The organism is Acidithiobacillus acidisediminis, from assembly GCF_023277115.1.
Lineage (GTDB): Bacteria > Pseudomonadota > Gammaproteobacteria > Acidithiobacillales > Acidithiobacillaceae > Igneacidithiobacillus > Igneacidithiobacillus acidisediminis.
Map to the genome: position 1 here is coordinate 1,068,791 of NZ_JALQCS010000001.1, position 11,972 is coordinate 1,080,762.

Below are 11,972 nucleotides of genomic sequence, written 5' to 3' on the forward strand. Positions count from 1 at the left end.
GCGCGGCAGCAAGTGGAGGGATGACAGAATATGACGGTTACAGTTGCGGGTTTTGCGAAGGAGCTGCATTTAACCAGTGAACGGTTATTGGAGCAGTTTCAGGCGGCAGGGATTGCCAAAAATACGGCGCAGGATAAGGTGACGGAAGACGACAAGCAAAAATTGCTTGGTTTTCTGCGCGGCTCGGCAGACAAGGCCACCCCGCAACGGATCACTCTCAACCGTACCAGCACCAGCGAGATCAAGCAGAATGTCGGTGCGGGCAAGTCGCGTACCGTGCAGGTGGAAGTGCGGCGGAAGCGCACCTATGTGAAGCGGGAGACGGTGGCGACAGAGCTTGGAGAGGAGGCGGCGGAGGTCGCCACAAATCTTCCTGAGGTGTCCGCGCCCGAAGTTGCAACGCCTGGTAGGGTGGAAGAACTGCCCGTCAGCGCTGTGGAGCCGAGTGCTGAGCCGGTAGCCCTGGCATCGGAAACAGGGGTGACGGAGCCAGAACCAGCGGAGCAGAACGCGGCTGCCGAGACTTCGGCCGGTACGCCGGAGCCTGCTTCGAGTGAGCGGGCGCCAGTGCCGCCGCGCGTGCCCACCGGCGCGGCTGCGGAGCGCGAGTCGGTCAAGCGATCAGCGGTGCCGCGCGATACGGGAGGGGAGCGTCGTCGGCCGATGGCGGAAAGAGGCAGTGCTGCACCGACGCGCCCCGCTCCTGCCCCTGCCCCCAGTGCTGTTCCGGCAGGCAAGAAAAAGGCCGCCCCAGGTCGACGCGATGAAGAGGATTGGCGGAGTCGACGTTCTGGCGGGCGACGCGATGAGCGTAGCGCCGATGCTGCCTTGCGGCGCCGTCGCAACGAGAAGAAATCGAGCGCCAGCGCAGCCGGGGATTTCAACGCAGCACCGGTCATTCGCGAGGTAGCCATCCCGGAAACCATTACGGTTGGAGAGCTCGCCAGCCGCATGGCGGTAAAGGCCAGTGAACTGATCAAGGTCATGTTCAAAATGGGGGTGGTGGCGACCATCAACCAGGTCATCGACCAGGACACCGCGGCCATTGTCGTCGAGGAGATGGGGCACAAGGTCAAGATGGTGACAGTCTCCAGTCCGGAAGCACTTCTCACGGAGGAGGTATCACCGGAAGAGGCGGTGATGGTGCGGCGTCCGCCGGTAGTCACGGTCATGGGGCACGTCGACCATGGCAAGACCTCGTTGCTGGATCGGATTCGTTCCACCCAGGTGGCCAGCGGCGAAGCGGGTGGCATCACCCAGCATATTGGCGCCTACCACGTCCAGACGCCCAAGGGGATGATTACGTTCCTCGATACTCCTGGGCATGAGGCATTTACGGCCATGCGTGCCCGGGGGGCGCAGGCTACCGATGTGGTGGTGCTGGTCGTGGCTGCAGATGACGGTGTCATGCCGCAGACGGTTGAGGCGATCCATCATGCCAAGGCGGCAAATGTCCCCATGGTGGTGGCCGTAAACAAGATCGACAAGCCGGGGGTCGACCCGGATCGGATTCGTCAGGAACTGTCGCAACACGATGTGCTCCCCGAGGAGTGGGGTGGCGAAACCCAGTTCATCAATGTCTCGGCAAAGCAGGGATTGCATATCGACACGCTGCTGGACGCGATTCTTCTGCAGGCGGAAATGCTCGATCTCGAGGTGCAGAGCAATGGCCCGGCCAAGGGCCTGGTCATCGAGTCTCGCCTTGATCGTGGCCGAGGCGCCGTGGCCACGGTATTGGTGCGCCAGGGCACGCTGCATGCTGGTGATATCGTTCTGGCCGGGGCGCAGTATGGGCGTGTACGCGCCCTGGTCGATGACAGTGGCGCCCAGGTGGAGGCGGTCGGACCGGGCCTGCCCGCAGAGATACTCGGTTTGAGCGATGTGCCGCAGGCAGGCGATGAAGTGCTGGTGATGGCGGACGAACGCAAGGCGCGAGAAGTGGCCCTGTTTCGCCAAGGCAAGTTCCGCGATGTACGACTGGCAAAGAGTGCGAAGGGTAGTCTGGAAAGTCTTTTCGAGGCCGCCAGCGAAGGCGAGGTGCAGCAGCTCAACCTGCTGATCAAGACCGACGTGCAAGGGTCCGCTGAAGCATTGCGTTCTACCCTGGAAGGTCTCAGCACCAACGATGTGCGGGTGCAGGTGATCCATTCCGGTGTGGGTGGCATCACGGAGTCCGATGTGAATCTGGCCAATGCCTCGGGGGCGGTAATCATTGGCTTCAACGTGCGGGCAGAGGCGCAGGCGCGGCGCTTGATCGAGCAAAGTGGCGTCGATGTGCGCTACCACAGTGTCATCTACGATGCGGTGGATGAGGTCAAGGCGGCCATGACGGGCATGTTGGCGCCAGAGATTCGGGAGCAGATTCTGGGGCATGCCGAGGTGCGCGAAACCTTCCGCGTACCCCGGGTGGGTACCATTGCAGGTTGTATGATTACCGACGGCATTGTACGGCGTAATGCGAAGGTCCGGGTGATTCGTCAATCGGTGGTCATCCACACCGGTGACATGGACTCGTTGCGCCGTTTCAAAGACGATGCACGCGAGGTGCGCGAGGGATTCGAGTGTGGTATCGGGGTGCGTAACTACAATGACATCAAGGTCGGAGACGTGATCGAAGCTTTTGAAACCGTTGAAGTCGCGCGTACCCTCTGAGTCGAGATCTTTGTCGATGCAGCCGCAACGCAGTTATCCCCGCAGCGACCGGATCGCACAGCTCTTGCAAACAGAGATCGCTGCGTTGCTGCCGCGCTTGCATGGGCTGGCCGGAATCGGGTTGCTGCCGAGCATTACCGAACTCCGTCTGGCGCCAGACCTGCGCCAGGCGACGGTGCTCTTCTCGTTGATGGATGGTCCCAGCCGCGCCGAGGCAGTCCGCCAACGCTTGCAGGAAGAGGCAGGGGAGATGCGCCAGATTCTCGGGAAAAAGCTGCACTTGCGGCGGATTCCACCGTTGCATTTTGTCTACGACGTGCGTTTTGACCGCGATGCGGAGATGGCAGATTTGCTCGCCCATCTACCACCAGCCCCACCCGAGGTGGACGCGTGAGCCCTTGCGTAGATGGAATACTTCTGCTCGACAAGGCAGAGGGGATCAGCTCCAACGCGGCGTTGCAGCGTGCGAAGAGAATCCTTGGCGTCCGCAAGGCCGGACACGCTGGTACCCTGGATCCCTTTGCAACGGGCCTGCTGATTTTGCTTTTTGGACAGGCCACCAAGGTGTCGAACTATCTGCTGAATGCGGATAAGCAGTACCGTGCAACCCTGCGCTTGGGGGAAGAGACCAATACCGGTGATCGGGAGGGGGAGATCGTCTTTCGTGCGCCGGTCCAATTTGATCAACAACAGCTGGACGCGGCGCTGACGCAATTTCGTGGCCGCATCTCGCAGATTCCGCCGATGTTCTCGGCCATCAAGCGGGATGGCCAGCCGCTTTATCGTCTGGCCCGCAAGGGGCTGGAGGTAGAGCGTGAAGCGCGCAGTGTCGAGATCTTTTCTCTGGAGCTCGTTGCCTGGCGCGGGAAGGAGTTGATCCTCGACATCCATTGTTCCAAGGGTACCTATGTACGAAGTCTGGCGCAGGATCTGGGGCGGGTGCTGGGCTGTGGCGCGCACATTCGCGCATTGCGCCGTACCCGCTCCGGCAGCTTTTCCATCGCCGCAGCACATACCCTGGAGGGACTGGCTACCCTGCACGAGGCGAGAGAGTGCCCGTTGCAGGCGATGGATCTGGCGTTACAGGATTTACCGGCGGTGACCTTGACGGAAAACACCGCCTATTATGTGCGACAAGGCCAGGGGGTGGTGATTGCCCATGCTCCTCCCCCTGGCCAGATTCGCCTCTATGGACCGCAGGCACAGTTTCTGGGTCTGGGAGAGGTGATGGAAGACGGGAAGGTGGCGCCACGTCGCCTGATGGGCGTAAACTAGGAATATTTTCCAGATTGCTTGCGTAGGAGAAGTACAAGATGTCCCTGACTCGTGAAGTGAAGTCCGAGGTGGTCAAATCATACGCCACCCACCCCAGCGATACCGGTTCGCCGGAGGTACAAGTTGCATTGCTGACCACCCGCATTGAAGGGCTCTCCGAGCACTTCAAGGCGCATCATCATGATCACCATTCCCGTCAGGGTTTGTTGAAGATGGTTGGGCAGCGTCGCAAGCTTTTGGATTATCTCAAGAAGAATGACTATGAGCGCTACCGCTCTTTGATTGAGCGATTGGGCCTGCGGAAGTAATCCATTAGCGTCGAGGAGAGAGTCTCTTGAGCATCGTGCGGAAGGAAGTGCAGTACGGGGGCCGTATACTGGTCCTGGAAACGGGACGGATGGCTCGCCAAGCCGATGGTGCGGTGTTGGTCAGCAGTGGTGACAGCGTGGTTTTGGTCACGGCAGTGGGACGACGAGAGCTCAAACCCGGACAGGATTTCTTTCCGCTCACGGTCAACTATCAAGAAAAGACGTATGCAGCCGGCAAGATCCCTGGTGGTTTTTTCAAACGGGAGGGACGGCCGTCAGAGAAGGAGACACTGACCTCCCGCTTGATTGACCGCCCCATTCGGCCGCTCTTCCCCAAGGGCTTCATGCACGAGGTGCAGGTCATTGCCACGGTGCTGTCCGTGGATGGCGAGCAGGATCCGGACATCCTTGCCATGATCGGTGCTTCAGCGTCTTTGGCCATTTCTGGCATCCCCTTCGACGGTCCGATCGGTGCGGCGCGGGTGGGATACCATAGTGGGGAATATCTGTTGAACCCGAGCTTCGCCGAACTCGAGTCCTCGGAGCTTGATCTGGTGGTGGCGGGGACCGAATCCGCGGTGCTGATGGTGGAGTCCGAAGCCAAGGGGTTGTCGGAAGCGACGATGCTGGAAGCGGTGATGTTCGGTCATCGCAGTTTTCAGCCCGTGATTGCCGCGATCAACGACTTGGCGGCAGCCGCCGGGAAGCCGCGTTGGGATTGGCAGGCGCCGGCCAAGGACGCAGCATTGCATGCTGCGGTCGTCGAGAAGGCGCAGGAAGGTCTGCAGGCAGCCTATCAGCTGATGGAAAAGCAGGCGCGCAGCAAGCGCTTGGACGAGGTTCGAGCCGCTGTGGTCCAGGACTTGGCGGCTGAGGATGCGGAGCGCGCTGACGCGGTGCGGCGAGCCTTGAAGTCCATCGAGACCGAGATCGTCCGTGGACGCGTGCTGGATGGCGCACCGCGGATCGACGGTCGCGATCGCTTCACGGTGCGCCCAATCAGCATCGAAGTCGGCGTGTTGCCGCGGACCCACGGTTCAGCGCTCTTTACGCGTGGCGAAACGCAGGCACTGGTGACCGCGACTCTGGGGACCAAGAGTGACGAACAGATTATCGACGCCCTGCAGGGCGAAAGCCGTGATCGTTTCCTGTTGCATTACAATTTCCCCCCCTTTTCTACTGGCGAAACGGGCATGGTGGGTTCGCCCAAGCGGCGCGAGGTTGGCCATGGGCGCTTGGCCAAACGGGCAATTGCTGCGGTCTTGCCGGCGGATTCCGAATTTCCCTACAGCTTGCGCGTGGTCTCGGAAATCCTGGAATCGAATGGCTCCTCCAGTATGGCCTCGGTCTGTGGCGCGTCTCTGGCGCTGATGGATGCTGGCGTGCCGCTGCGCGCTCCCGTTGCGGGTGTCGCCATGGGACTCATTAAAGAAGGAGAGCGCTTTGCGGTTCTGACCGATATTCTGGGTGATGAAGATCATCTGGGTGATATGGACTTCAAGGTGGCGGGCAGCGAAACTGGGGTCACTGCCCTGCAGATGGATATCAAGATTCAGGGGATCACCCGGGAAATCATGGCGCAGGCCTTGGAGCAAGCCAAGGCCGGACGCTTGCATATTCTGGGTTTGATGAAGTCGATTCTCGATCATGGTCGCGAAACACTGTCGCAGCATGCCCCGCGCATCATTACCATCCACATCAACCCCGACCGTATCCGCGACGTCATTGGGCCGGGGGGCAAGATCATTCGCGCCTTGACGGAAGAGACGGGTGCTACCATCGATATTCAGGATGATGGTGTGGTGACCATCGCCTCTGTGGATGGTGCGTCCGGGGAAGCTGCCAAGCGTCGCATCGAATTGCTGACCGCCGATGTCGAAGTCGGGATGATCTACGATGGTAAGGTGGCAAAGATCATGGACTTTGGTGCCTTTGTCACCATTTTGCCAGGGCGCGACGGCTTACTGCATATCTCCCAGATCAGCTCTGAGCGGGTCAATGATGTCCACGATTATGTCAAGGAAGGACAGACGGTGCGGGTTAAGGTGCTGGAGGTCGATCGCCAGGGCAAGATCAAGCTCAGCATGAAGGATATTCCCCAATCCTGAGCCTTCTTTCCTTTCTCCCGCTGTGCGGCTTCAGCGGGAATATTGCTTGATGGCCAGCGAACCTATTGTCCTCGGCGCACTCGGCAACGGTGTCCGCTTCGTCAGCGAGCGGGTGCCGGGGCGTCAACAGGTCGCTTTGTCCATCACCCTGCTGCGCGGTAGTCGTCAGCAGCAGGTGGATGAAAACGGCCTGGCCCATCTCCTCGAACATATGCTCTTCAAGGGCTCCGCGTCTTACTCGGCAGCGGAGATCAATCGTCAGGGAGAGCGTCTGGGCGGCACGCTCAATGCGTTCACCGATCGGGAGTCCATTACCCTGCATCTGACGGTCCTCGCTGAGGATCTCGAGGCCGCTTTCCTCCTGCTGGTCGAACTCCTGCTACGGCCCACCTTGGTCGCGGCGGAACTCGCCCTGGAGCGGGCAGTGGTGGCGCAAGAAGCAGCCATGGCGGCGGAGGACCTGGAAGATTGGCTGCAGGAAACGGTGACCGCTGCATTCTGGGGCGAGCACCCCCTGGCCTGGCCGGTCCTCGGTAAGCCGGGCCTGATCCGTCGTGTCAGTGCGCGTCGCCTACGCGCTTTCCATGCCGAGTACTTGGCAGCGGCCCCTATCCTGATTGCAGCGGTAGGGGCGGTCGATGCGCGATGCTTTGAAGACTTGGTAAAACGATATTTTGCGGATCTACCAGAGCGGCGGGAAAATCCCCTTGCGCCACCGCCTAGCCCCCACTATGGACAAAAGAAACGCCGCCATTCTCAGGCACGTCAGACCCATCTGCTGTGGATGACGCGGGCGAGTGCCTTTGCTGATGCGGAACACCTCACAGAGCTTTTTGCCAATCACATCCTTGGCGCCGGAATGGCGTCACGCTTGTTTCAGGAACTGCGCGAAAGTCGTGGGCTGGCGTATCAGACCTATTCGCAACTTGAGGCCCTCAGTGATACCGGGGAATGGAGCCTCTATGCTGCAGTCCCAGCAGAAAGGCAAAGGGAAGCGCAGACAGCCATTGCCGCTATTCTGCAAGAATTGGCAGAACAGGGACCGAGTGCGGAGGAGATGCAGTGGGGCCGCGATGGTTTGCGCAAACAATGGTTGCTGGGGCAGGAGGATCTCGAGACGCGCATGGCGCGTCTGGTGCGGCAGCTCGGCCAAGCTGGACGTTTGCGCCCGGAGGCAGAGATGCTAACGCGCTTGGCGGAAATATCTGCGGATGATCTACGCAGAACCTTCGCACGGGTATGGCAGGAGCGTCTGGAGTGGACGCTGTTGCCCGCCTGAGTCAATGAAATCCATCTTTCCAACGCCGCAGGGCCGCAAACACCGCAACGGGTAATTCATCGCGAGCACCGTGGGCGCGGGCGCTCGCGATGACCTGCGACTGATCGCAGCGCAGAAAGGGATTGCTGACGCGCTCATCGGCGAGGCTGCTGGGCAGGCTGGGTTGTCCGGTACTACGGATTTGATCGACCTTGGCGATGCGTTGGGCCAGGGCAGGGTTGTCTGGCTCCACGGCAGCCGCGAAGCGCAGATTGCTCTGGGTGTACTCATGGGCACAGCAGACCTGAGTAGCGTCGGGGAGGGCCGCAAGTTTTTGCAGGCTGTGGTACATCATCTCTGGATCGCCTTCAAAGATTCGGCCGCAGCCCCCGGCAAAGAGGGTGTCGCCGCAGAAGAGGGTGCTCTGCCAAAGATAGGCGATGTGGTCCAGGGTATGTCCCGGCACTTCGAGCACCCCCACCCTTTCCCCATCGATGGTGTACTCGCCCTCACCCAGGGGATGACTGAGCTCCGGAATCTGCTTGCCATGCCCGTAGACCGGCACGGCATACTCCTGCACCAAGCGACGTACGCCGCCTACATGATCGGCATGGTGATGAGTGCACAGGATGGCGGTGGGACGGAGTTGTTCTTGCTGTAAATGGGCGAGCACGGGTTCGGCGTCGCCGGGATCGATAATCCAGACGGCACGACCGGTCTGTAGCAGGTAAATGTAATTGTTCTGAAAGGCGGATATGAGGGTCAGCAAACTGGGCTCCGGTCCCATCTCGGGGTAACATGGCTCCCATGATCAAAGCACAGCTCGGTCCTCATGCCTAGGGGGGCTCTTCGCTCTTCCCTGCGCCAGCGGCGGGCAGCACTCTGGTGGACGGGGCGCAGCGGACGCCTCCTGCTGGAGCGGGCGGCGGGTATCTTGCCCCCTTGGCTTGGGCGCCTCCATGCCGATGCGGTGTTGCAGTTGGGGCAGCCAGTGTTCTGGAGTCCGGCGCCGTCGGATAATACCTGGGTGCTCTTGAATGACGGCTTTGTCTGCGCCGCTGAAGGCTATCTGCAGGTCTATGGCCGTTGCGATACCCTGCCTTTTGCCAACCTCCGTTTTGACCTGATTATTGTCCCTTTCTGTTTGACGCGAATGCCGGATACCCGGCAGATTTTGGAGGAATGCTGGCGGGTGTTGCGTCCCGAGGGGCACATCCTGATCATGGACTTCAACCCCAGTGGCAGTTTGGGGATGTTGCGGCGTTGGCATATCTGGCGTCGCGATCGCAGCTGGCCCTGGCGCCAGCCCTTTTTGCCGGTGACTCAATTACGCCGTTTGCTGGAAGGCATAGGTTTTACGCTCCGCCAAGGGCGCTATTTCCAATATACCTTCCCTGGCCTCGGCCATAGCGCTCAATGGATGGAGTTGGTGGGCGATCGCTGGTGGCCGGCGGGGGCGAATGCCTATATCCTCCTGGCGCAGAAACGGGAGCAAAGCCCGACCTTGGTCGGTGCGCTACCAGCGCGCAAGAAAAAGTCCTTGCGCAAGCTGGCGACGGCCCCGGCGAACCTGCACCTGGTCAAGGAATCCCGGCATGACTGAAACATTAGCGCCTTTGCGATTGATTACCGATGGTGCCTGTCGTGGCAATCCGGGCCCGGGCGCCTGGGGCGCTTGGTTGCGGCTGGGGGAGCGGGAGCGGGTGCTGTGGGGGTATACCCCACAGACTACCAATAATCGCATGGAACTGGGGGCCGCTCTGCAGGGCTTGGCGGCCCTGAAACGATCCAGTGCGATCCTGGTACGCTCGGACTCGCAATACCTCATCAAGGGCATGACCGAATGGTTGCCGGGCTGGCAAAAGCGTGCTTGGCGATCGGCGGGTGGGGCGGCCGTCAAAAATATAGAGATCTGGCAGGCCTTGGCGCAGCTTGCGCAGCAGCACGAGATTCGCTGGGAATGGGTACGGGGGCATGCGGGTGATCCCGAAAATGAGGCGGTCGATGCCCTGATCAATCGCGTCTTGGATCGCTACGCCGGCAATCGCGAGGAGCAGCAAGGGGAGGGATGGTTATGAGGCAGATCGTGCTGGATACGGAAACCACGGGACTGGATCCCGGCAAGGGACATCGTATCATTGAAATCGGTGCGGTAGAGATCGTGGATCGGCGCCTCACGGGCAACAATTATCACGTCTACCTCAACCCCGAACGTCCCTGCGACCCGGATGCCGTGCGGATTCACGGCTTGACCGACGAATTCCTCCAGGACAAGCCCTTATTCGCGGATTTGATGGAGGAGTTTCTGGGCTATGTGGGGAACGACGAACTGATCATCCACAATGCCCCTTTCGATCTGGGCTTCTTTGCCGCTGAGCTGCGACTTCAGCAACGGGATCAGCTGAAGAATCCCGTTTATGACTCCCTGGTGGAGGCACGTCGCCGCTTTCCCGGGCAGAAAAATGACCTGAATAGCCTGTGCCGGCGCTTTGCCGTGGATAACAGTCAACGCGCCTTGCACGGCGCGCTCCTGGACTGCGAGCTCTTGGCGGATGTCTATCTGGCGATGACTGGGGGGCAGGTCGATATGGGCTTGTCGGACGCCCCGGAGCGGGTGACTGCGCGCCCAGGTGCCGTGGTCAACCTACCGCAACGGCCAGCGGGACGGCTGCGGGTGATTTCTGCTACCGCCGAGGAGATGGCGGCGCACACGGCCTATCTGCAGCAGATGGGCAATGCGCTGTGGCAAGAAGGTGCGGAGACCTAAGCGCTGCGGGTCTTGTGCTCGATGAGTTCGATGCGGTAGCCGTCGGGGTCTTCGACAAAGGCGATGACGGTGCTGCCGTGCTTCATGGGGCCGGCCTCGCGCACCACCCGGCCGCCGCGCTCGCGGATCTGGGCACAGGCAGCAGCGGCATCGTCCACCTCGATGGCGATGTGCCCGAAGGCCTCGCCCAGATCATAGTGATCGACGCCCCAATTGTAGGTCAGCTCGATGACCGCGCCGCGATCTTCCTCCTCGTATCCCACGAAGGCGAGGGTAAACTTGCCTTCGGGATAGTCCTTGCGACGCAGGACGCGCATCCCCAGCACTTCGGTGTAAAAGGCGAGGGAACGGTCAAGATTCCCCACCCGGAGCATAGTATGTAAAATTCGCATGAAGTTGACCTCCTAGCCTTGCAGGCGTTTCTCGATGCGTAGGCGCAGGGCGTTGAGCTTGATGAAGCCTTCGGCATCCTGCTGATGATAAGCGCCGGCATCGTCTTCAAAGGTGGCGATGCGCGGGTCAAAAAGGCTTTCTTCGGACTTGCGCCCGACAACGCTGCAGGTCCCCTTGTACAACTTGAGACGCACCACACCGTTGACCAGGCGCTGGGTCTGGTCGATCAGGCTCTGCAGGGCGCGGCGCTCGGGGCTCCACCAGTAGCCGTTATAGATGATGCTGGCATAGCGCGGCATGAGTTCGTCTTTGAGATGGGCGGCCTCACGGTCGAGGGTAATGGATTCGATGGCGCGGTGCGCGCGGAGCAGGATGGTCCCGCCGGGGGTCTCATAGCAACCGCGGGATTTCATGCCCACGTAGCGATTCTCGACGATGTCCAGACGACCGATGCCGTGTTCGCCGCCGATGGTATTGAGGTGGGCGAGGAGGGCGGCGGGGGGCAAGGCCTCCCCATCGATGGCAATGGGATCGCCATGGGCAAACTGGATTTCGATGTAGCGTGCTTGATTCGGGGCTTGTTCCGGGGCCGTCGTCCAGCGCCACATGGCGTCTTCGGCCTCGGCCCAGGGGTCCTCCAGAATGCCGCCTTCATAGGAAATATGCAGTAGATTGGCATCCATGGAGTAGGGCGATTTCTTGCCGTGGCGTTCGATGGGGATGCCATGTTGCTCGGCATAGGCCAGGAGTTTTTCCCGCGAAGTGAGATCCCACTCCCGCCAGGGGGCAATGACCTGAATCTTCGGGTCCAAGGCATAGGCACCGAGCTCAAAACGCACCTGATCATTGCCCTTGCCCGTCGCGCCGTGGGCGACGGCATCGGCACCCACCTCGGCGGCAATCTCCACCATGCGCTTGGCAATCAAGGGCCGCGCAATGGAGGTCCCGAGCAAGTACTCCCCTTCATATAGGGTATTGGCACGGAACATGGGGAAGACGTAATCGCGCACGAATTCCTGGCGCAGGTCGTCGATGAAGATTTCCTTGGCACCGAGTTGGGTCGCCTTGCGTCGCGCTGGCTCTAGTTCCTCCCCTTGGCCGATGTCGGCAGTGAAGGTGACCACGTCACACTGGTATTGGTCCTGCAACCACTTGAGGATGACCGAGGTATCCAATCCGCCGGAATAGGCGAGTACGACTTTCTTGACCAT

The 11,972-nt window shown here is 60.6% G+C and carries 12 protein-coding genes; 9 read left to right on the forward strand and 3 right to left on the reverse strand.

Annotated elements, in window-relative coordinates; all coding sequences use genetic code 11:
* Positions 1 to 30 precede the first annotated feature (30 nt).
* The 6 genes from infB to M5D89_RS05535 are packed head-to-tail and all read left to right on the forward strand — an operon-like array spanning position 31 to position 7,622.
* A complete protein-coding gene (gene infB, locus M5D89_RS05510) occupies positions 31 to 2,652 on the forward strand; it encodes a translation initiation factor IF-2 (RefSeq protein WP_248884840.1) in 2,622 nt (873 codons plus the stop codon).
* A gap of 16 nt (positions 2,653 to 2,668) precedes the next feature.
* The gene (locus M5D89_RS05515) at positions 2,669 to 3,046 is read left to right on the forward strand and encodes a ribosome-binding factor A (RefSeq protein ID WP_248884841.1); all 378 of its coding nucleotides are present in this window, start codon (positions 2,669 to 2,671) and stop codon (positions 3,044 to 3,046) included.
* The gene (gene truB, locus M5D89_RS05520) at positions 3,043 to 3,927 is read left to right on the forward strand and encodes a tRNA pseudouridine(55) synthase TruB (RefSeq protein ID WP_248884842.1); all 885 of its coding nucleotides are present in this window, start codon (positions 3,043 to 3,045) and stop codon (positions 3,925 to 3,927) included. The genes M5D89_RS05515 and truB overlap by 4 nt, the downstream gene beginning before the upstream one ends.
* A 38-nt stretch (positions 3,928 to 3,965) precedes the next feature.
* Positions 3,966 to 4,235: a 30S ribosomal protein S15 gene (gene rpsO, locus M5D89_RS05525; RefSeq protein ID WP_248884843.1), complete on the forward strand. Its 270-nt coding sequence runs from the start codon at positions 3,966 to 3,968 to the stop codon at positions 4,233 to 4,235.
* Between the two features lie 35 nt (positions 4,236 to 4,270).
* Positions 4,271 to 6,343 carry a polyribonucleotide nucleotidyltransferase gene (gene pnp / locus M5D89_RS05530; RefSeq protein WP_248886440.1) on the forward strand — a complete coding sequence of 691 codons (2,073 nt, stop codon included), beginning with the start codon at positions 4,271 to 4,273 and terminating at the stop codon, positions 6,341 to 6,343.
* A gap of 49 nt (positions 6,344 to 6,392) precedes the next feature.
* Entirely contained in the window at positions 6,393 to 7,622 is a 1,230-nt protein-coding gene (locus M5D89_RS05535) for a M16 family metallopeptidase (RefSeq protein ID WP_248884844.1), read from the forward strand.
* A 1-nt stretch (position 7,623) separates the two neighbouring features.
* On the opposite strand, the gene gloB is transcribed toward M5D89_RS05535, so the two are convergent.
* Positions 7,624 to 8,370, reverse strand: coding sequence for a hydroxyacylglutathione hydrolase (gene gloB, locus M5D89_RS05540; protein WP_248884845.1), 747 nt, complete (start codon positions 8,368 to 8,370; stop codon positions 7,624 to 7,626).
* A 63-nt stretch (positions 8,371 to 8,433) separates the two neighbouring features.
* On the opposite strand from gloB, the gene M5D89_RS05545 reads away from it, so the two are divergent.
* Genes M5D89_RS05545 through dnaQ form a run of 3 tightly spaced genes read left to right on the forward strand, consistent with a single transcriptional unit; the run spans position 8,434 to position 10,368 of the window.
* A complete protein-coding gene (locus M5D89_RS05545) occupies positions 8,434 to 9,204 on the forward strand; it encodes a class I SAM-dependent methyltransferase (protein ID WP_248884846.1) in 771 nt (256 codons plus the stop codon).
* Positions 9,197 to 9,679 (forward strand): ribonuclease HI, encoded by a 483-nt coding sequence (gene rnhA, locus M5D89_RS05550; protein ID WP_248884847.1) that lies wholly within the window; start codon positions 9,197 to 9,199, stop codon positions 9,677 to 9,679. The genes M5D89_RS05545 and rnhA overlap by 8 nt, the downstream gene beginning before the upstream one ends.
* A complete protein-coding gene (gene dnaQ, locus M5D89_RS05555) occupies positions 9,676 to 10,368 on the forward strand; it encodes a DNA polymerase III subunit epsilon (protein WP_248884848.1) in 693 nt (230 codons plus the stop codon). The genes rnhA and dnaQ overlap by 4 nt, the downstream gene beginning before the upstream one ends.
* Here the strand turns inward: dnaQ and gloA are convergent.
* Both gloA and M5D89_RS05565 read right to left on the reverse strand, forming a co-directional pair.
* Positions 10,365 to 10,760 (reverse strand): lactoylglutathione lyase, encoded by a 396-nt coding sequence (gene gloA, locus M5D89_RS05560; RefSeq protein WP_248884849.1) that lies wholly within the window; start codon positions 10,758 to 10,760, stop codon positions 10,365 to 10,367. The genes dnaQ and gloA overlap by 4 nt on opposite strands.
* Before the next feature lie 12 nt (positions 10,761 to 10,772).
* Positions 10,773 to 11,972 carry an argininosuccinate synthase gene (locus M5D89_RS05565; protein ID WP_248884850.1) on the reverse strand — a complete coding sequence of 400 codons (1,200 nt, stop codon included), beginning with the start codon at positions 11,970 to 11,972 and terminating at the stop codon, positions 10,773 to 10,775.

Bases quoted from the DNA above. Each gene is read 5' to 3' on its own strand.
- M5D89_RS05515 (WP_248884841.1), top strand. From the start codon at position 2,669: ATGCAGCCGCAACGCAGTTATCCCCGCAGCGACCGGATCGCACAGCTC.
- M5D89_RS05565 (WP_248884850.1), bottom strand. From the start codon at position 11,972: ATGGTCAAGAAAGTCGTACTCGCCTATTCCGGCGGATTGGATACCTCG.
- infB (WP_248884840.1), top strand. From the start codon at position 31: ATGACGGTTACAGTTGCGGGTTTTGCGAAGGAGCTGCATTTAACCAGT.
- dnaQ (WP_248884848.1), top strand. From the start codon at position 9,676: ATGAGGCAGATCGTGCTGGATACGGAAACCACGGGACTGGATCCCGGC.
- M5D89_RS05545 (WP_248884846.1), top strand. From the start codon at position 8,434: ATGCCTAGGGGGGCTCTTCGCTCTTCCCTGCGCCAGCGGCGGGCAGCA.
- rnhA (WP_248884847.1), top strand. From the start codon at position 9,197: ATGACTGAAACATTAGCGCCTTTGCGATTGATTACCGATGGTGCCTGT.
- rpsO (WP_248884843.1), top strand. From the start codon at position 3,966: ATGTCCCTGACTCGTGAAGTGAAGTCCGAGGTGGTCAAATCATACGCC.
- gloA (WP_248884849.1), bottom strand. From the start codon at position 10,760: ATGCGAATTTTACATACTATGCTCCGGGTGGGGAATCTTGACCGTTCC.
- M5D89_RS05535 (WP_248884844.1), top strand. From the start codon at position 6,393: ATGGCCAGCGAACCTATTGTCCTCGGCGCACTCGGCAACGGTGTCCGC.